Consider the following 19,332-nt stretch of genomic DNA (forward strand, 5'->3'; position numbering starts at 1 on the left):
AAGACCAATCTATACCGTCTTGGTAGAGCGGGGAAGGGCCTGTGTGCTGGGTGCACCGCCCGTTTTCAAAGCTGATGGCATGGTGCAATATTATTATACCGAGGTCGTATTTCTGAAAGGGACCCATTTATGAATCTTTTAGGTTTAAGACGGTTTTACGTAAAAGCGTAAATGCGTTCTAAGATGAATGCGTGCCACTGACGTACGCTGAGCGCACCTCATTAGGGAAAATAAGTTCGCTAAGCGAACATTTACTATTCGACATATCGAAAGCTTTTTTACTCAATATTGTAATTTTGAAGGCCAACTGCTCTTTATTTTGAAGGGGGATTTTGTAGTTCTGATTGACAAAGCATCGGTAATTGGGCGGAAAGTACCAGGTCAAACAGCTAGTTGTTTTTACGGTTTCGATGCTTGGGCCGAACTCCGGATGAGAAAAAGGGCGCCGAGGCGCCCTAAAATCAGAAATGTCTGAGCCATTTTTAGCGGCTAAAAAATATTTCTAGAGACTTCGCTTGCCTTCAAATGGTGATCACGCCATACCTCCGTTGGCCCGTCCGATTCTCGAATGCTGCGACTACCAGGCCGGTAGGGAGGGGAATCTCCACGGTTCCGTTCCCCGTATCGTGCAGAAGTAGGGCCGTGGCATCCACCAGTACAAAGTCCGGTGGCAGATCCAACTGTTTAAGAGTGTGGTCGTGCTGATTGTCACTGAGGGCAACCGCCCTACCATCGATCACGACAAACATGCCGTTGCCTCCTTCGACTCCAGTTCTTCAATCTGCTTGAGCAGTACGCTGATGATTTTTTCCTGCTCGTCTCTCAGCTGATCCTGAATAAGGGAGCGTTGCAGTCGGATGATAATTTCGCCGTTCATGCTTCGCTGGTTGCTACGGGCGGTGGCTGCGATCTGAGGGCGTAAGCCGTCTGGCAGGCGGATCACAAACTTGTCTTGTTCGCGGGAATCAAGCATGAGCTGTCTCCTTAATGGTTGGTTGGGCAAGTAAGTTGGCGACCACTGCAGCGTCGCTCTCTGATAGGTCTCCGAGGGCTTGAGCCATTTCGGCCATACTTTCCAGGCGCTGGCGGGCGTCCGGACTCTTGTGGATCAGGTAGCCGATCAGTGCTGCGCCGATCACGGCGGTGGCCAGCAGCGGGCGAGGGGGTTTAAAGGGGCTGCTGTCTTGCTCGGGTGGTGTGATAGCCTTGTATTCACTGCTGCTTGGGCGTTCTGCTTTCATGGTGTTACTCCTTTGTGGTGGTTGGTGTCGGGGAGGTGCGAACTCCTCGACACCGTCTCTTTCAGGCTTGCCGTAATGGGCTTGCCGTGAATACCGGACGCTTTTCGCAGCGAACCTCAAACAACCCCAAGTCATGACCATCTACGTCCCATAGGTGTACGACGGTGACGAAGGTCGGGGTGTCTTCTGGGTGGTCCTGCCAATGAGCGGCTGTCGCCAATTCGGCCAAATCTTCGGGCGTGCACATGTCCACGTAACCGTTCGGCAAGAGCAGTTGGCCGGGTAGGGTGTTTGCGCTGTATCGAATGATCACGGTTTTCCCCTTTCAGGCTTTGCGTACCAGGTGCACAACCAGGTCATTGGGCAACCCTGAATTTTCCTCTCGCGCCGCGAGGCCCAATACCGCCTTGATTTGAACATTGGTGCAGTCGTCCGCCAGGAAATGCTTGGCACCGGCAATGGCCTGGTTGGCGATTTGGCTGAGAGAAAATGGGGTGGTGCAGTTCGCGCCAACGACGATAGGAACGTCGATACCCTGCATGTTCAGTTCGGTTTGAATCTCCTGCAGCTTGGTGTTTTTACCTGGGGCAGCATTGCCGATAATTACTTGCACTTGCATGGTGTTACTCCCTCTGGGGTGGAATAGCGGTCAGGCGTTCGCGTTAAAAAGATGCGTGTGCCCATTGGTTCGGCGGAACATCCGGAACAATAAAGAGAGGAATAGCTGTAAGCCCCTGCCAGCTTGGGTTCCCCCCTTGTTGAGTCGAATGGCTCTGGAGCCGGAACATGCCGGAACAGCTTTTTTCACTGATTGGCTGGAGGGCTTGATTTACAAGGCCTGTAGCGATGTTCCGGAAAACTGGGTAGCCGGAACATTGCCGGAACAGCAAAGGTAGAAATGTTCCGGGACGTTCCGGTATGTTCCGGTTGCCCGTGATGATGAGATTCCTGTTATCTATCTGTTTTTTATAGATATTTTTATTGATATAGATAATGTTCCGGATGTTCCGGCAGTTCATTGGCAACACACGCATTCCAACAATTCCACCTAAATGCTCCCGCATATGAGGGTCGGTCTCCCAAATGTTCATCACTCTTTACCCCCCTTGCGGAAGATCCAGCAGTTGAGCGGCCGCTTCTCGATACACGATCGGACTTTGCGCACTTCAATGAAGGTGTGTGAGCTGCTCAGCGGCAGGGCCCGTTGTAATTGGGTCGCGTGGATGACCTCCTGGCCAGCAAGTCGGCAGGCGTTGTGGAAGTGTTCGATGTTGATAGCGATCAAGGTCCGATCAGAGCTGTGATTCAATGTCTCCAGCGTGTTCTCGCGGACTCCGTCCTGGTCGTTGATCGTGACCACCTTTTCATTTAGGTAGTGATAGATCTGCCAGAACCTCGCTGCCGTCGCGTTCTCACTGCTGACAAGCTGCTGCCGATCGATGGCGCGGGCTTCAACGTGTTTGTATAACTGTTCTAGGGTCTGCTCGCTCCACTCCGGGAACAGTGCCTGAGTGGCCTTAGCTGCGGCCATGAGTTGGGCATGGCAGAGTACGATTCGCTGATGCTGGATGACTGAGTTCGCTTGGAGTCGGCTCTCGTACTCTGTGAAGGCTTCAAAGTAACGTGCCAGCCAGTTGCTTTCCTGTTCCAGACAGCGGCGCAAATAACCCGCTAGCTCTTCAACAGGGATGGCGTTCAAACGGTTGGCCACGATCTTGCGAGCTGGTGTATGCCCCGCTCGCGTGGCGTGCATGTGAGCAATCCGCGTCAGGATGGCATCGGTGCCGCCCACCCGGGCGTTCTGCGATATGCATAGGGCAGCAAGGAAAATCAGGCTGTCGGTGTCATTGCTCGATGACTTTATGCCTACTGTTCGAAGCGTGGCGTTGTGGTCAAAAAGTGATTTCCAGTTCTCCCAGTTGTATTGGCTTGTGGTTTCGCGGCCTTGCCCGTCGACCACCGTGCTGTCCGATTCGATCAACACCACCGGTAGGTTGCTGACTTGAGATAGCGCACGTGTCAGACCAATGGCACTAGCGCCGGTGGTGTTGGGTTTCATGCCTTCATAGTTCGCACGTCCCAATAGCTTCCACAGGAAACGTAACATGCTCGACTTGCCGGCGCCGGCATCCCCGGTCAATTCGAAAAACAGCCATGACTCTTGAGTTGAGCGGATCTGTTGAGCAAATAGGGAGCCTGTCCACCATGCCAACGCAGCCAAACCATTCATGCCGTTGACTTCAAAGAAGTCAGCAAACCAATGCGGGTCGAAGTCGGTACCGCGTGTCAGTTTCAGGCTACTCAAAGAGGTTTTCAGGCCGGTTTTACCAATCTCCAGATAGCCGTGAGAGTTGGCCAAGTACTCCCTGCCTTTGTGATATCCGAACGTCTGATAGCAGTAGGTTTTACTGGCTGCATCGTAGCCAACGAAAGGCAGAGCCCGAACAGTCAAAGCATTTTCAAGCCATTTGCTACGCAGCATGGCCAGTACCTTTTCTCCGCCCTCGAAATTGCCACCAGGCGTTCGCTCCAGTAGGGACTTGGAAAAGCTACGGGGATCTCCGATGGAGTTGGGCGCTAATGGCTCTTTGCAGTTCTGAGCGGCGTTCGGGAAATTGAATTGAAAAAAGAACTGCTGATCACCACTGAGCGCATCCCTTTGGATGTACTCAAAGTGCGGCACGCAGTTGGCCACCTGCTTGATATCGCAGTATTTGTCGAACAGTTCTTCTCTGGTTTTCGGCTGCGCACCGCCATCCTGCTCCTTATCCTTGCTTGACTCTTTGCTCAACTCATCAGAATTGATCTTGGCCGTGTAAAGGCGATTGCCGAAGTCCAACAGGAAGAAATTTAAGGGCCTTTTCATGTGAAGCAAGAAGGCTTTTTTGGCCGGGTTGGGTGCGACGAATAACCGGCCCTGGTAACTGGCCTCCTGCATGAATGCATCGTCCAACTGACCGTCGCGATACACGTCATCCCAATCACGGTCTGAGCCAGTGAGAGCGACCCAGGCGAGTTCATCCATCGCATGTAACTGCCGACGATATTTGGGAATCACCAGATGCCCAGCCTTGTCATCATCCAGGGCGATGATCCAGCGCACTTTCTTGCCCTTGTTGGCCTCAATCAAGTCCCATGGGAAGTTGTTCGCCGAGATTGAGGCGATCACTTTGTAACCCGCCAGGTGCAACGCTATGGCGTGGAAGATCCCTTCAACGATGTAGACGTTATCGCCCGTCTCGATAGCCATACCTGGTGGCATCCAGCCGCCCGATCGATAGCTCATGCCCTTCTTGATGCCAGCCTTGTCGCCGCCGTTGGCTTTAACCATCGTGGCGTCGATGATTCGTTCCCAGTAGCCGTTGCACAGAGGAAAGCGAACGGTATCCGCCCACTGCCCATTGAGCATTTGCCGTCGAGCCTGTTCGTACCAACCTTTCATTTTGCTGATGTCGAAACCGCGGTTGCGCTGCAGGTAGGCGTCGGCAGTAGCGTTTGGATTTAACTCTGTGCGGGGGAAGCGCTCACTGAGGTTTTCGAACAAATAGCTGTAGCGCTCGCGGGTTTTTTCCACGTACTGGCACTGATTCAAGCGGTTGCATTTGAGCTGATACGGCTTCTTACGAGCGATGTACAGGGTGCGCTCCCCACAGCCTGGGCATATGCCCTTCTGCAGGTACTTGTTACCAATATCTTTGAAGTCCAGGTCGTGGTCATGCTCCAGGGCACTGACCACTTCCAGTCGGTAGATGTCTTCGAACTGCATATGCCGAGCCTCAGCGCTTTGAGGTGGTCGAGTTGGTGCCCACACGCTCGGCCTGGTCTGCTGCTTCAATGGCTAGGGCAACCATGTTTATAAGCAATGCCTCCTTGGACCCTTCCGCCTTGGCACGCACGAGAATCCGGCCGCGCTCGATGTCGTTTCGGATAGCCCGCTCTGACTGGCCTGAGCGGCGGGCTAGCTCTCTAACCGTGGTGTAAGGCGTGTCTATGGTGATCTGCATTTGATAAGCTCCTTAGTCATATGTGCAGTAAAAGTACACATATGAGGATATTAAGTACTCAAATGAGTAAGGTCAAGGGGTGTGCATGGAACTCGGGCAAAAGCTCAAGGAAATTCGGTTAACCGAGCGGCTGACTCAGTCAGAAATTAGCGAGGTGACAGGGATCAAACTGGGAACATGGAAAGGCTACGAGTACGGCGCTCGCAAGGAGGTGAGTTCTGGTGAATTGTTGAAAATCACGACACATCCCCGGTTTATGAAATACGCGCTTTGGCTGGTGACCGATCAGACGGCTCCCGCTTGCGGCCAGATCAGTCCGGTGATCGGTCAATGAGCATCGGCGAAAAGCTCAAGCTTATTCGGATGCGTGAGCAGCTAACGCAGACTGAAATGTGTGAGGCCACGGGTATCAGGCTTGAGACCTGGAAGGGCTATGAGTACGGGCGAAGGAAAACAGCGGCTTCTTCGGAGTTGTTGAAAGTCACACAGCATCCCCAGTTCACCAAATACACATTGTGGTTGATGACCGACCAAACTATTCCGGAGGCAGGGCAGATCAGCCCTGTGTGATGCCGTGGCGATCAAGAAGCTTGGCGAAGGTCGCTATGAGGTGGATTGCCGACCAGATGGCCGCTACGGCGTTCGGCTGCGCAAAGTATTCAAGACCAAGAACGAAGCTCAGAAGTATCACAATCGGGTTATGGGAGAGGGATCCAGCGGAACCTTTGAAAAGGCTCCCAAGCACGATCCGCGCACTCTCAAAGATTTAGTTGAGCGCTGGTATGTGATTCATGGGCAAAACCTCAAGACGGGGACTCAGAGGCTTTCTCTGCTGAATAGCATGGTCGAGAGGATGGGTAACCCAAAGGTTTCTAAGTTCAGTGCCGCAGATTTTGCCCAATACAGGGCAGAACGGGCCGAAGGGAAGCACTCCCGAAGTACGCCGGGGAATGGGTTCGTCAAAGAAGGATGCGCACCTAAGCCCATCAGCGCCAATATGCTGAATCATGAATTAGCCTATTTGCAGGCTGTGTTCAATGAGCTGACGCGGTTGGGTGAGTGGGAGGGTGATAACCCGCTGGCCAAGGTTCGCAAGCTAAAGTTTGACGAGACCGAAATGGTTTACCTTTTGCCTGACCAGATTATTGCTCTGCTTGACGATTTGGAAACACGTGAGTCTGATGCTGCGTTGATTGCTGAGGTTTGCTTAGCGACTGGTGCGAGATGGGGAGAGGCTGAGGCTTTGCTGGCTCATCAGGTGCGTAATGGTTTAGTTCATTACAGCAAAACTAAGTCCAGCAAAAACCGGTCTGTACCTATATCCAAAGATTTAGAGGCGCGGCTAGTGATGTCACTACCGTTCTCGTCAGGCTATAACACTTTTCGCCGTTCAATTTTGGCGTTGGGGATTGAGCTTCCTGAAGGGCAGCTGACTCATGTTTTGCGTCACACATTTGCGAGCCACTATATGATGAAAGGCGGGGATATATTAACTCTGCAAAGAGTTTTAGGGCACGCGACTTTGGCTATGACTCAAAAATATGCCCATTTTAGCCCCGGCCATATGGCTGAGGTTGTTTTCTTAAATCCTGTAGCCGGTCATTGTTCTAGGAGAAAGTCTGTGGAGTTAAGTGAATGAGTGATGAAAGAAAAAACGTCGTGGGGAAGCTTGGAAACTCCACAGATGAAATTTTTAAAGTTGGTAGGGCCATTCAAAGCATAACGATTCCCCATGAAATCTATAAGATAGGACAGATAGCTAAAAGTCTTAACGAGTTTTCTTCTTCATTCGCTCGTAGCCAGGAGATTTTGGCTATCGGAGAAGCTGTCAAAAAATTTCAAGCCGTAGCTAAACCCATGAACATTGTTGCGACTAACTCAACAATTGGTCGGCTGATATCCTCAATAGCTGATATCAATAAGCAACTTAACCGCTCAATGCTAGACCCGAACTCTGACCTCTTTCGAGGTTGGAAATCTGTGGTTGAATTTTCTAGTGCGTTCAATGCGGTAAGTTATAGAGGGTTGGCAAAGTTCGCAAACTCTCCCGCTAACTCAGAACTCATTAGCCTTCTTCGCTCTGGGCAGTTTACATCTGAGCAGTTAATTGAAGGTTTCGAAGATGCAGTTTCTGTTGCCGGCGTTGTTGAGGGATTACCTGCGGTAGATGTTTCGTCAAGCGGTGCTAAGCTTCAGGATGAAGTTGTAAGTGCTTTGATGGGCCATAAGAGCCTAAAGGGGTTGTCTCTAGAAGCACTCAGATATTATATTTTTTTCGTCATTTGTTCTTTTTTTTCAGATCCAATTGGCGCGATCAATAAAGGGTTTGAATTACAGAAAAATCTCTCCGGCTTTTTTGCTGAGGTAAAGACTCCTGCTGAAGCGCGAGCGATAGCACGCCACATGCCACAAGGGGTAGATAAAAGCTTAATCGCGGGCTTCCGGATCCTAACGGGCGACGGTGTGTACCTTAGAGACGGGCCAAGTAAAAGGTCTGATGAGGTTTTGAAAATGAGAGTGGGGGCGTTGCTACAGGTGTTGGATTCTTCGCATAAATCCTGGATTCTTGTTTCCGTTGTGGTGGATGGTGAGGTCTATGAGGGTTGGGTCCTACGCGGTTACACAAAGAGAATTGAGTAAGCAGTTCCACAGCTGTGGACGTTTTGTGGACGTAACGTCTTTTTTGCAACGTGGACGTTTCAGATTTTTAGATGTGAAAAACGACGAAAGCCACGCAATACGTGGCTTCGAAGATGGTGGGCCCAGTAGGACTCGAACCTACGACCAAGGGATTATGAGTCCCCTGCTCTAACCAACTGAGCTATAGGCCCTCAGTAGGTCGCGGATTATAACGATGGTTTGTTCACTGTGCCATCCGAAAAATCCTCCAGCTTCGTACGAAGGAAGCTCGCGGCAAAAAGCTCCGGCGGCAGGGGCAGGCTGACGATGTAGCCTTGCATCTGTTCACAGCCTTCGGCGGCGAGGAATGTTTGCTGTGCGGGGGTCTCCACGCCTTCGGCAATGATGGTGAATTGCATGCTGTGGCCCAGCGCGATGATGGCGCGCACGATGGCGACGTCGTGGGGATCGTCGGGCAGGCCTCGAACGAAGGATTGGTCGATCTTGAGGAAGTCCAGGGGCAGGCGCTTGAGGTAGCTGAGGGACGAGTAGCCAGTGCCAAAATCATCGATCGCCAGCTGGACGCCCAAGCGTTTGAGTTGATGCAGAACCCCCAGGGCTTCTTCGGCCTGGCTCATGATGAAGTTCTCGGTGATCTCCAATTGCAGGCAGCCAGGTTCAAGGCGGTAATCGCGCAGCAGTTGTTCGATGCGTGACAACAGGTTGGGGTGACGCAGCTGCGCGCCTGCGAGGTTGACCGACAGTGGCCCGAAATCGTCGAAAGCCTCTTGCCAGGCGTGCAACTGCCGACAGGCTTGTTCCAGCACCCAGTCGCCAATCTGCAGGATCGTGCCGTTCTCTTCGGCCAGGGCGATGAAGTGTTCGGGCGGGACGTCGCCCAAGGTCGGGTGATGCCAGCGGATCAGGGCTTCGGCGCCGATCAGCTCCTGGGTCAACAGGCTGCGCTTGGGTTGGTAATAGAGGCTCAGTTCTTCACGTTCGATGGCACGGCGCAGCTCGTGCTCCAGCGCTACGCGTTCATTGGCTTGGGCCGTCAAGTCGCGGGTATAGCTTTCGACACGGTTGCGGCCCTTGGCCTTGGAGCGATACATCGCAGCATCGGCGTTCTTGACCAGAGTGGCGACGTCGGTGCCATCCTGTGGGTAAAGGCTGGTGCCAATACTGGCGCTGATAAAAAACTCATGGTCACCGGCCTGGAATGGGGGTGTAAAGCAGTCGAGCAGTTTGTTCGCCAGATACTGGGCATCGCCGGCCTGCTGCAAGCCGGGCAGCAAGATGATGAATTCATCCCCGCCCAGGCGGGCAACGGTGTCGACGTCGCGCAGTTGCTGCTTGAGGCGTACGGCGATGTCTTTGAGCAGCAGGTCGCCGACCGGGTGGCCGAGGCTGTCGTTGATGTGTTTGAAACGGTCCAGGTCAAGAAACAACACCGCGCCTTGCCTGCCGCTTTCCTGCTGGCCGTTAAGGGCGGCCTGCAGTCGATTTTCAAACAGGGTGCGGTTGGGCAGACCGGTCAGCGGGTCGTGGTGGGCCTGATAGTCCAGGCGTGCCTGGGCCAGCTTGAGGCTGGAGATGTCGGCAAACACGGCAACGAAGTGCGTGATCAATTGGTCGCGGTTACGCACGGCGCTGATGGTCAGCCAGCTTGGGTACACCTCGCCGTTCTTGCGGCGGTTGGAAATCTCTCCCTGCCAGTGTCCATGGGCCGTCAATTGGTGCCACATCGCCGCATAGAATGCGCTGTCATGCAGGCCCGAGGCGAGCAGGCGCGGGGTATGGCCGAGTGCTTCGATTTCGCTGTAGCCGGTGATCTCACTGAAGGCGCGATTGACGGCACTGATGTTCTGTCGTGTGTCGGTGATCAAAACGCCTTCAGCGGTGCTCTCGAATACCGTGGCGGCCTGTTGCAGTTTTTCCTGCATCTGCTGGCGTTCGGTGATGTCCCGAGCGATGGTCAGCATGCAGTCTTCGTCACCGATGGGCAGCGGGCGACTGGAGACTTCGCAGAGGCGAAGCTGGCCGTCGGCGCGACGGATATGGCAGATGAAATCACGCACGAAGCCGTCGCGCTGCATCAACTCCAGCATGTGCTTGCGTTCGTTGAGATCGACCCAGATACCCAGGTCCAGGGTTGATTGGTCGAGCGAAGAGGCGCTGGTGAAGCCGGTCAGATGGCTGAAACCTTCGTTCACCTCAATCAATAGGCCATCCCTTTGGCGACTCAGCAGCAAGCCGTCGGGGGACGCATGGAACGCCTTGGCGAATTTCTCTTCGGAGGTTTGCAGCTGCTGTTGGGTTTCCTTGAGCTGGGTGATATCGCGCACCACCACCACCAGAGCTTCGGTGGTGTCGAGTTGGAAAGGCTCAGCTGAGATCAGCCCCGTAAACGCTTGGCCGTTGCTGCGCAGAAAGGACATTTCCAGGTTGCGGATACTGGTGGTCTGTACCCGCTGCAGCAAATCCGGCCCGACGCCCTGAATGCGCCATATATTCAGATCTGAGGCGGCTTTGCCCACAACCTCGTCGGCGGTCAGGCCAATCTGGTCCTCGAATGCCTTGTTGACCTCCAGCAGGCAGCCATCGGATAGCCTGGCGATCACCAGAATGTCGGGGCATTGCTGGAACACCGACGCAAACTTCTGCTCGGACAGTTGCAGGGCTTCCTCCGTGCGCTTGGCTTCGCTGATATCGATCATCAGGCCGCGCAGCACTGGCTCATGTCCGTGTTCAATCAGGCTGACAATATCGCGCACCCACAAGCAACGGCCGTCCGCCGTGATGACCCGGTAATCGACGCTGTGATCACGATTGGCACGGGTTTCCCGGTAGCAATACGCTTCGGTGCGCGTGAGGTCGGCCGGGTGAATGATGTTGCGCCAGAAGCCCGGAATCAGCCAGTGGGCGCGCGGATAGCCGAGCAAGTCTTCGGCATGGGGCGATACGTAGCTGTAGGTGAAATCGCTGATGCTCGCTTCCCAGGCGATGGCGGACAAGCTCTCTACCAGGCCGCGATAGTGGTATTCGCTGCTGCGCAGTTCTTGTTCGAGGGCGACCCTGCGGGAGATTTCCGAACTGAGCCGGCGATTGATCCGAATGACCACCGCCAGCACGGTACTGAGCAACAATACGGCGGGCAGGCCGTACGTCAGCAGGTCGACCCAGAAGGTGCGGTGATCGGTGAAGCTGCCGACCCAATGTTGCTGGATCGCATCGGTTTCGGCTGAGCTAAGGTCGGCGAGGACTTTGTCCAGGATGCCCACCAGCATTTTCTGTTCCTGCGGGACGCCCATTGCCAATTGGTAGCGATAGGGCGTTTCGCCACTGACGTACAAGCCATCGAGCTTGAGTTGGCGCAGGCTCCAGACGCTGGACGCCAAGTCGCCGACGACGGCATCCACTTCATCGGTGGCCAGGGCTTGCAGCGTAGAACTGACGTTGGGCATCGCCACCAGATTCAGGTCCGGGTGGTGAGTGCGCAGCAATTCATGGGGCGCATAGTTTTCCACCACGGCAATTTTCAGCCCGTACAAACCCTTTAGGTTGCGTGGTTTCGCGCCGCCTTCATGGGCAAGGATGACGATGGGAAAGTCGAGGTAGGGGCGTGTAAAGGCCAGGTAGCTTTGGCGCTCCGGAGTGGACATGATGCCGGGTAGTAAGTCGAGCTGGTTGCTCCGGGCTTGTTCAAGTACAGCGGTCCAGTTTGCCGGTTCGATCAGCTTGATCCTGACACCCAGTCGGTCCTGGATCAGGCGCACATAGTCGGCAGCCAGGCCCTGGTAACGACCATTCTCATCACGGTATTCAAAGGGGGGCCAGGACGCGTCCACCCCAAGGCGAAGCTCCTGATGGTCCGCCAACCAGCTACGCTCATCCTCCGTGAGAGTCAACGCGCCAGCCGTTGCGGTCCAGGTCAGCAGCGACAGTAGCAACACGGTCGGCAATCTGGGCATAACGGTCTCGTTATGGCACGGGGAATAGTTCGAGTGTAGACGGGCATTTCAGGGGAGGGGTGTTGCGGGGAATTTTATCTGTGCAAAACAAAACCCCCGGCCTGGGCCGGGGGTTCTGGTATCACTCGTCGAGGAAGGAGCGCAGATGCTCGCTTCGCGTCGGGTGGCGCAACTTGCGCAGTGCCTTGGCTTCGATCTGACGGATCCGCTCGCGGGTCACGTCAAATTGCTTACCGACTTCCTCAAGGGTGTGGTCGGTATTCATGTCGATGCCGAAACGCATGCGCAGTACCTTGGCTTCACGGGCGGTGAGGCCGGACAGTACGTCACGAGTCGCTTCTTTCAGGCTCTCAACGGTGGCGACATCGATTGGCGACTGCATGGTCGAGTCTTCGATGAAGTCACCCAGATGGGAGTCTTCGTCATCACCAATCGGCGTTTCCATGGAGATCGGCTCTTTAGCGATCTTCAATACCTTGCGGATTTTATCCTCAGGCATTTCCATGCGTTCGCCCAGCTCTTCCGGGGTCGGTTCGCGACCCATTTCCTGCAACATCTGCCGGGAAATACGGTTGAGCTTGTTGATGGTCTCGATCATGTGCACCGGAATACGGATGGTGCGGGCCTGGTCGGCGATCGAGCGAGTGATCGCCTGACGAATCCACCAGGTTGCATAAGTCGAGAACTTGTAGCCGCGACGGTATTCGAACTTGTCTACCGCTTTCATCAAGCCGATGTTGCCTTCCTGGATCAGGTCCAGGAACTGCAGGCCACGGTTGGTGTACTTCTTGGCGATCGAGATCACCAGACGCAAGTTCGCTTCAACCATCTCTTTTTTCGCACGGCGGGCCTTGGCCTCACCGATCGACATGCGACGGTTGATGTCCTTGATTTCAGCAATCGTCAGACCGGTTTCGGTCTCAAGCGCAGTCAGCTTCTGCTGGCAGCGGATGATATCGGGCTGCAGGCGGCCGATGGCTTCGGCGTATTTCGCCTTGCCCTTGGCCAGTGCGTCGGTCCAGCTTTCGTCAACTTCGTTGCCCGGGAACTGGCGCAGGAAGTCGGTACGCGGCATACGGGCATCACGCACGCACAGCTGCATGATTGCACGCTCTTGTGCACGCAGACGCTCAAGGGCGCTACGAACGCGCTCGACCAAACCTTCGAATTGCTTGGGCACCAGCTTGATCGGCATGAACAGCTCAGCCAGCGCCACCAGCTCGGCAATTGCCTGCTTGTTGGAGCGACCATGCTTCTTCAGGGCCTTGCGGGTGATTTCCATTTGATCGGAAACCGCACCGAAACGCTGGGCCGCGACGATTGGGTCCGGGCCGCTTTCGACTTCATCTTCGTCGTCGCTGCTGGCTTCGGCGTCGTCGTCTTCGGCGTCGTCATCCGCTTTCGCGGCTTTGGCGTCGACAGGCGGCGGTACTTCGGCGGCAGGCGGCGCAATGCCGTCGTCCGGGTCGATGTAACCGCTCAGGACGTCGGACAGGCGGCCACCTTCGGTGGTGACGCGGGTGTACTCGGAGAGAATGTGGTCAACCGTGCCTGGGAAGTGCGCAATTGCGCCCATCACTTCACGGATGCCCTCTTCGATACGCTTGGCGATTTCGATTTCGCCTTCGCGTGTCAGCAGCTCGACAGTACCCATTTCACGCATATACATGCGCACCGGGTCCGTCGTGCGGCCGATATCGGTCTCTACTGCAGCCAGCGCGGCAGCAGCTTCCTCAGCGGCGGCCTCGTCGGTATCAGCGTCGGCCAGCATAAGGGAATCCTTATCTGGCGCGACTTCGAATACGTTGATCCCCATGTCGTTAATCATGCGGATGATGTCTTCCACCTGCTCTGGATCTGAAATATCCTCAGGCAGGTGGTCGTTGACCTCCGCGTAAGTCAGGTAACCCTGCTCACGACCAAGTGTGATCAACTCTTTGATACGAGACTGCTGTTGCGCTTTTCCGGACATAACACCCTATCCACTGAAGGTCTTGGCGGGCAAAAAACAAGCCGAGGATTATACCCGAGCTATGACCTCACACGCCAGCTGAGGTCGGGTTTGATGCGTAAACATTCTGTTTTAAGAGGTCGCGCATCTGTTTTGCTATCTGAATCTGCTCTTCAGCCGACAATCCCGGCTGCCTTGCTCTCTTAATGAGCTCATCGAGGGTCTGAGTGTGTTGACCCGCAGATAACCTATTAATGGTGTCTAAAAACTGTTGTTCAAGGTTGTCGCCGTCAATTAGCCACTCCTTTTCCGCCAATGCTTTCAATAAACGGCCTTGTTCCGTGCCGTGCCAGCGAGCCATCAGCTGGATTGAGTTTAGCTTGGGATTTTTCTGCACCGCCTCGATCAGGGCAATCAGCACCTGGGCGTAGGTGTTGCTTTCGTTGGCAAAGTGGTCGGCGCTTTCAACCTTGCCGGCCAGTTGTGGGTGATGAATCAGCGTACGCAGCGCAATAAGCGTCGGGGCTTCCACTGCTACGGGGGTGCGTGGAGCGTAGGCTTCATCGCGATCACCGCGCTTGCCGTTTTTGCTCCAGGGTTTCTTATCCCATTTCTTGCCGCCGGCCCCGGGCTTTTTCGGCGTCCACTCCTGTTGGGGGGCAAAGGCCTCCTGAGGCTGGTGAAAGTCGGCATAGTCCGGCATGGCGTCGTAATCCATGCCTGGATCGTAGGCTGGCGGCGCATCTTGCGGTGCGCTATGCACCAGCTGGCTCACGGCTTCGCCACTCAAACCGGTAATTTCCAGCAGGCGCTGGCGCATCAGCGTGCGCAAATTGGCGCCTGGCACCTTGTCGATCAATGGCGCAGCGAGGGTGGCCATATGAGCCTTGCCTTCGAGCGAGCGCGGGTCGGCTTCTTCGGTCAATTGCTGGAAAAAATAATCCGCCAGCGGCTGCGCATGTTGATTGATGCGCGCACGGAACGCGTCGGTACCCTCCGAACGGACCAGGGTATCCGGGTCTTCGCCTTCGGGCAGGAACAGGAAGCGTGCGCGGCGCCCGTCCTGCAGGCTTGACAGTGTGGCCTCAAGCGCACGCCAGGCGGCGTTACGGCCGGCCTGGTCGCCGTCAAAGCAGAACAGCACGCTGGGCACAACGCGGAACAGGCGCTTCAAATGCTCTTCGCTGGTGGCGGTGCCCAGGGTTGCCACGGCGTTGCGCAGACCTTGCTGGGCCAGGGCGATCACGTCCATATAGCCTTCAACCACGATGATTTCGTCGAGGTTGCGGTTGTTCTTGCGCGCTTCGAACAGGCCGTAGAGTTCCTGGCCCTTGTGGAACACCGGGGTTTCCGGGGAGTTCAGGTACTTGGGCTTGTCGTCCCCGAGTACGCGGCCACCGAAGGCGATGATGCGGCCACGGCTGTCGCGGATCGGAAACATCACGCGGTCGCGGAAACGGTCATAACGCTTGCCGGTCTCGGCGTTTTCTATCAGCAGGCCGGCATCGATCATGGCCTTTTGCTGCAGGGTATCGCTGCTCAGGTGTTTGTACAGGTTGTCCCAGCCGGGCGGGGCGAAGCCGAGGCCGAAGTCGCGGGCGATTTCACCGGTGAGGCCGCGGCCCTTGAGGTAGTCAACGGCGGCCTTGCGCTGCGGATGGCTTTTAAGCGCCTGGCGATAGAAGTCGGCGGCCGCGGTCAGCAGCGGATACAGCGGCGAATCGGTAGGTTGCCGGGGTTTGTGCGGGCGGCCACTTTCTTCCCGGGGGATTTCCATGCCCGCGGCTTTTGCCAGATCCTCGACGGCCTGGGGAAAGTCCAGGTTGTCGTGGTCCATCAGGAAGCCGAGGGCGTTGCCGCCAGCGCCGCAACCGAAGCAATAATAGAACTGCTTGTCGGGGCTGACACTGAATGACGGCGTTTTTTCTTTATGGAACGGGCAGCAGGCGGTGTAGTTTTTGCCGGCTTTTTTCAGCTGTACGCGTGAGCTGACAACATCGACGATGTCGGTGCGGTTCAGAAGGTCGTCAATAAAGCTCTGGGGAATCAGCCCGGCCATGGCGTTCTCGTCATCACTGCGTGTAAATGAGGGCCCGTGAAGTGTTCAAGCGCACGTATGGAGTGCTTGATCATCATCGTCTGCATGGGTCTTCAGGAAGTGTATCTGCCGAATATTCACTGAGGGTAGTTTCTGATCAGTGTTCGGCATGGAAATGTTGCCCGGGCGTCCGGTCTTGGCCAATGGTGGGCCTCGGAAACGCATCGATGGGCACAGCCGATACAGTTGATCGCCTGCTTGAAGAATAGGTGTGCTCGTCAGTAGCCTTGTTAGGCTCGTCAGAAGAGACGTGCACCGCTGGCAAAAGAGCCAGCCCTGACGTGTGAAGCAGTGTCTCGGTCGCATGTGCGGCGTCGACGGTGAAGCATCAAGCGATATCCGCAAATGCCAACAGCCCGGCTGAGGGCCGGGCTTGGCAGAAGCTTGCTACGAACGTCTGTGTATTAGTACAGACGAACGGCGCGGCGCTGTTCGCGCTGAACTTTCTTGGCGTGACGCTTAACAGCGGCTGCTGCTTTACGCTTACGCTCAGAAGTTGGCTTCTCATAAAATTCGCGGCTACGAACTTCAGCCAGAACACCGGCTTTTTCGCAGGAGCGCTTGAAACGACGCAGAGCTACGTCGAAGGGTTCGTTCTCTTTTACTTTGACGGCTGGCATCCAGAGCTACCTTCTTTCATTACCGGGAATCAACGTTCTCGTCGCAAAAAATTCGCGGCTGAGGTCGTCGGTTTTTAAGGGTTGCGGATGTTAACCCCTCATTGGCCGGAATGCAAAGCCTCTGATCGAAAACCGCTAGTCGGGAGGGGGAGTGGCGACTATTATGCGCGCCTTCGAATTCAGCCTCTACAAGGCGCAAACCCATGCTAGTACTGGGACTTGAAACCTCCTGCGACGAAACCGGAGTCGCACTATACGACAGTGAACGCGGGCTTTTGGCCGATGCACTGTTCAGTCAGATCGACCTGCACCGCGCCTATGGCGGCGTGGTTCCGGAGCTGGCCAGCCGTGATCATGTCAAACGCATGTTGCCGTTGATTCGCCAGGTGCTGGATGAGGCCGGCTGTGTGCCGACCGAGATCGACGCCATCGCCTACACGGCAGGCCCCGGATTGGTCGGAGCCCTTCTGGTTGGGGCTTCTTGCGCCCAGGCGCTGGCCTTTGCCTGGGGTATTCCCGCCCTTGGCGTGCACCACATGGAAGGCCATTTGCTGGCGCCGATGTTGGAAAAAACACCTCCAGAGTTCCCGTTCGTCGCTTTGTTGGTGTCGGGTGGTCATACGCAGTTGGTTCAGGTCGATGGAATCGGCCAATACACGCTGTTGGGCGAGTCCCTGGATGATGCCGCCGGTGAAGCGTTCGACAAAACCGCGAAGATGATGGGGCTTAACTATCCTGGTGGTCCGGAAATCGCGCGTCTGGCCGAGAAAGGCGTCGCCGGGCGCTACGTTTTCCCGCGTCCGATGTGTGATCGGCCGGGGCTGATGTTCAGTTTCAGCGGTTTGAAAACGTCCGCGCTGAATACCTGGCAGCAGAGCGTCAGCGCCGGGGACGACGGTCAGCAAGCCCGTTGCGACATCGCACTGGCGTTCCAGCAGGCCGTGGTAGAGACTTTGACCATCAAGTGCAAGCGCGCCCTCAAGCAGGCAGGTATGAAGCGGCTGGTGATCGCAGGCGGCGTCAGCGCCAATAAGGCGTTGCGCAGTTCGCTTGAAAAAATGCTCGGCGACATGCAAGGCCATGTGTTCTACGCCCGCCCGGAATTCTGCACTGACAACGGCGCGATGATTGCCTACGCCGGCTGCCAGCGCTTGCAGGCCGGGCAGCATGAAAGCCTGGCGATCAGCGTGCAGGCGCGCTGGCCGATGGAGCAGTTGCCGCCGCTGTAGGGCTTACGTGAACCGGTTTCGCCCGGCGTATTTAAAAATGCCGTTCGCGCCCGGCAAACAGGTCGCGTAGATTGCCGCGGTGGCGCCAGACGATCAGCAGTGTCAGCACGCTCATTGGCAGTAACGCCTGCGGTGCCTGCCAGGCCAACAGCGGCAGGGTAAGCGGCGTGGCAATCAGCGCGGCCAACGAGCTGGTACGGGTCAGGTAGAACGTCAGCAGCCAGGCGAGCATGGCCAGCAATGCTGCCGGTGGGTAGATGCCCAGCAGCATCCCGGCCGCGGTGGCGACACCCTTGCCACCGCGAAAGCGGAAGTACAATGGGAACAGGTGACCGAGGACGGCGCATATGCCCACCCAGGCCTGCTGTTGCAAAGTAAGGCCGGCGAGACTGGCGATCAGCACGGGCAGAAGGCCCTTGCAAACGTCGCCCAGCAGGGTCAGGACGGCAAGTTTCTTGCCGGCCAGGCGCAACATATTGGTGGCGCCGGCATTGCCTGAGCCACTCATTCGCGGGTCGGGATTTCCCGTCAGGCGGCTGAGCAAAATGGCGAAGGACAGCGAGCCGAGCAGGTAGGCGAAAATCGCCAGTGACCAAAACATGCTAACTATTCCGGGCGAGGACGCCCTGATTCTAACGGGGCATCGCGCCCTTGTCGTGCTGCGGAGAAGAGTGCTTGGACAGAGTGTTTATCGAAGGCCTGGAAGTGGACACCGTGATCGGGGCCTACGACTGGGAGCGCGGCATCCGTCAATGCCTGCGCCTGGACCTGAGCTTTGCTTGGGATAATCGCCCGGCCGCCGCGGGTGATGACCTGACCCTGGCGCTGGACTACGCCAGTGTATCCGCGCGTATCCAGGCCTTTGCCGAGCATTCCCAGTATCAGTTGGTGGAAACCTTTGCCGAGCGCCTAGCCGAAGTGCTGATGAGCGAATTCCAGATTCCCTGGTTGCACCTCAAGTTGACCAAGCCAGGCGCGGTGCCCGCTGCCAAGGGCGTGGGCGTGGAGATCGAGCGCGGATGTCGTTGACTCAGGTTTACCTCGGGCTTGGCAGCAACATCGAGCGCGAGAGCCGTCTATGTGCCGGCCTGGATGCGCTGGCAGGGTTCCTGACGCAGATGCGCTGCTCGGCGGTGTTCGAGAGCCAGCCGGTGGGTATCAAGAGCGGGCCGTTTTTCAACCTGGTGGTGTCGGCCTATACCGACCTGCCGTTGATGGAGCTGGACCGTCGACTCAAACTCATCGAGGCCGATAATGGCCGGTATGCACCTGACCGCAAAGGGTTACCGCTGGATATCGATGTGCTGTTGTATGGCGACTTGGTGGGGGATTTTGATGGATTGATCCTGCCGCGAGCCGAAATTCTGAAAAATGCCTTTGTATTGTGGCCGCTGTCGATGATGGCGCCGGACCGTGTTCACCCTGAGGCTGGCAAGACAATGGCCGAGCTGTGGCGCGATGCGCAGATCGATCAGGTGCTGGCGCCTGTCGGCTTTGAGTGGCAAGGCCAGCAACTTACACCGGACACCCTCCTGTAGAAGCCGAGCTTGCCGTGGCGAGGGAGCTTGCTCCCGTTGGGCTGCGCAGCAGCCCCACTAT

At 56.1% G+C, this 19,332-nt stretch carries 20 protein-coding genes and 1 tRNA gene; 7 read left to right on the forward strand and 14 right to left on the reverse strand.

Annotation, left to right across the window (positions count from 1 at the left end; genetic code table 11):
* Positions 1-521: 521 nt before the first annotated feature.
* The 8 genes from JH25_RS10190 to JH25_RS10155 all read right to left on the reverse strand — a co-directional run bounded on the left by JH25_RS10190 (position 522) and on the right by JH25_RS10155 (position 5,245).
* Positions 522-749: a hypothetical protein gene (locus JH25_RS10190; protein ID WP_032879154.1), complete on the reverse strand. Its 228-nt coding sequence runs from the start codon at positions 747-749 to the stop codon at positions 522-524.
* Positions 737-973, reverse strand: coding sequence for an Arc family DNA-binding protein (locus JH25_RS29265; protein ID WP_032879155.1), 237 nt, complete (start codon positions 971-973; stop codon positions 737-739). The genes JH25_RS10190 and JH25_RS29265 overlap by 13 nt, the downstream gene beginning before the upstream one ends.
* Positions 966-1,241, reverse strand: coding sequence for a hypothetical protein (locus JH25_RS10180; protein WP_032879156.1), 276 nt, complete (start codon positions 1,239-1,241; stop codon positions 966-968). The genes JH25_RS29265 and JH25_RS10180 overlap by 8 nt, the downstream gene beginning before the upstream one ends.
* Positions 1,242-1,302: 61 nt before the next feature.
* Positions 1,303-1,554, reverse strand: coding sequence for a hypothetical protein (locus tag JH25_RS10175; protein ID WP_032879158.1), 252 nt, complete (start codon positions 1,552-1,554; stop codon positions 1,303-1,305).
* A gap of 12 nt (positions 1,555-1,566) precedes the next feature.
* Positions 1,567-1,860, reverse strand: coding sequence for a hypothetical protein (locus JH25_RS10170; RefSeq protein ID WP_032879159.1), 294 nt, complete (start codon positions 1,858-1,860; stop codon positions 1,567-1,569).
* Between the two features lie 43 nt (positions 1,861-1,903).
* Positions 1,904-2,332 (reverse strand): hypothetical protein, encoded by a 429-nt coding sequence (locus JH25_RS10165; protein ID WP_032879160.1) that lies wholly within the window; start codon positions 2,330-2,332, stop codon positions 1,904-1,906.
* Complete coding sequence (locus JH25_RS10160; protein ID WP_032879162.1) at positions 2,332-5,007, reverse strand: toprim domain-containing protein; 2,676 nt, start codon at positions 5,005-5,007, stop codon at positions 2,332-2,334. Before JH25_RS10160 ends, JH25_RS10165 begins: the two co-directional genes overlap by 1 nt.
* Before the next feature lie 10 nt (positions 5,008-5,017).
* Entirely contained in the window at positions 5,018-5,245 is a 228-nt protein-coding gene (locus tag JH25_RS10155) for a hypothetical protein (protein ID WP_032879164.1), read from the reverse strand.
* 85 nt (positions 5,246-5,330) lie between these two features.
* On the opposite strand from JH25_RS10155, the gene JH25_RS10150 reads away from it, so the two are divergent.
* From JH25_RS10150 to JH25_RS10140, 4 genes are read left to right on the forward strand one after another with little or no spacing between them, the layout of a single operon-like run.
* Positions 5,331-5,579 carry a helix-turn-helix domain-containing protein gene (locus JH25_RS10150; protein WP_032879165.1) on the forward strand — a complete coding sequence of 83 codons (249 nt, stop codon included), beginning with the start codon at positions 5,331-5,333 and terminating at the stop codon, positions 5,577-5,579.
* Positions 5,576-5,815, forward strand: coding sequence for a helix-turn-helix domain-containing protein (locus JH25_RS0127250; RefSeq protein WP_032879167.1), 240 nt, complete (start codon positions 5,576-5,578; stop codon positions 5,813-5,815). The genes JH25_RS10150 and JH25_RS0127250 overlap by 4 nt, the downstream gene beginning before the upstream one ends.
* A 4-nt stretch (positions 5,816-5,819) precedes the next feature.
* Positions 5,820-6,884 carry a phage integrase gene (locus JH25_RS10145; RefSeq protein ID WP_032879168.1) on the forward strand — a complete coding sequence of 355 codons (1,065 nt, stop codon included), beginning with the start codon at positions 5,820-5,822 and terminating at the stop codon, positions 6,882-6,884.
* Positions 6,881-7,885 carry an SH3 domain-containing protein gene (locus JH25_RS10140; RefSeq protein ID WP_032879170.1) on the forward strand — a complete coding sequence of 335 codons (1,005 nt, stop codon included), beginning with the start codon at positions 6,881-6,883 and terminating at the stop codon, positions 7,883-7,885. Before JH25_RS10145 ends, JH25_RS10140 begins: the two co-directional genes overlap by 4 nt.
* Before the next feature lie 114 nt (positions 7,886-7,999).
* Here the strand turns inward: JH25_RS10140 and JH25_RS10135 are convergent.
* From JH25_RS10135 to rpsU, 5 genes are all read right to left on the reverse strand, one after another.
* Positions 8,000-8,076 (reverse strand) — tRNA-Ile (locus tag JH25_RS10135).
* Between the two features lie 15 nt (positions 8,077-8,091).
* Positions 8,092-11,835, reverse strand: a complete 3,744-nt coding sequence (locus JH25_RS10130; RefSeq protein ID WP_032879171.1) for a bifunctional diguanylate cyclase/phosphodiesterase — start codon at positions 11,833-11,835, stop codon at positions 8,092-8,094.
* A 121-nt stretch (positions 11,836-11,956) separates the two neighbouring features.
* Positions 11,957-13,807 carry an RNA polymerase sigma factor RpoD gene (rpoD, locus tag JH25_RS10125; RefSeq protein WP_005792068.1) on the reverse strand — a complete coding sequence of 617 codons (1,851 nt, stop codon included), beginning with the start codon at positions 13,805-13,807 and terminating at the stop codon, positions 11,957-11,959.
* Between the two features lie 67 nt (positions 13,808-13,874).
* Positions 13,875-15,845 (reverse strand): DNA primase, encoded by a 1,971-nt coding sequence (gene dnaG, locus JH25_RS10120; RefSeq protein WP_005792066.1) that lies wholly within the window; start codon positions 15,843-15,845, stop codon positions 13,875-13,877.
* Positions 15,846-16,288: 443 nt separating this feature from the next.
* A complete protein-coding gene (gene rpsU / locus JH25_RS28185; protein ID WP_002551877.1) occupies positions 16,289-16,504 on the reverse strand; it encodes a 30S ribosomal protein S21 in 216 nt (71 codons plus the stop codon).
* 203 nt (positions 16,505-16,707) lie between these two features.
* Here rpsU and tsaD point away from each other — a divergent pair, with 203 nt between their 5' ends.
* Positions 16,708-17,733 carry a tRNA (adenosine(37)-N6)-threonylcarbamoyltransferase complex transferase subunit TsaD gene (gene tsaD, locus JH25_RS10115; protein ID WP_005792063.1) on the forward strand — a complete coding sequence of 342 codons (1,026 nt, stop codon included), beginning with the start codon at positions 16,708-16,710 and terminating at the stop codon, positions 17,731-17,733.
* Positions 17,734-17,764: 31 nt separating this feature from the next.
* On the opposite strand, the gene plsY is transcribed toward tsaD, so the two are convergent.
* Positions 17,765-18,334, reverse strand: coding sequence for a glycerol-3-phosphate 1-O-acyltransferase PlsY (gene plsY, locus JH25_RS10110; protein ID WP_005792062.1), 570 nt, complete (start codon positions 18,332-18,334; stop codon positions 17,765-17,767).
* Positions 18,335-18,408: 74 nt separating this feature from the next.
* Between plsY and folB the strand changes: the two genes are divergently transcribed.
* Together folB and folK are read left to right on the forward strand one after the other, a co-directional pair.
* A complete protein-coding gene (gene folB, locus JH25_RS10105; RefSeq protein ID WP_032879173.1) occupies positions 18,409-18,762 on the forward strand; it encodes a dihydroneopterin aldolase in 354 nt (117 codons plus the stop codon).
* Entirely contained in the window at positions 18,753-19,271 is a 519-nt protein-coding gene (gene folK / locus JH25_RS10100) for a 2-amino-4-hydroxy-6-hydroxymethyldihydropteridine diphosphokinase (protein WP_032879174.1), read from the forward strand. Before folB ends, folK begins: the two co-directional genes overlap by 10 nt.
* The last annotated feature ends 61 nt before the right edge of the window (positions 19,272-19,332 follow it).

This window comes from Pseudomonas sp. BRG-100, from assembly GCF_000737955.1.
Lineage (GTDB): Bacteria > Pseudomonadota > Gammaproteobacteria > Pseudomonadales > Pseudomonadaceae > Aquipseudomonas > Aquipseudomonas synxantha_A.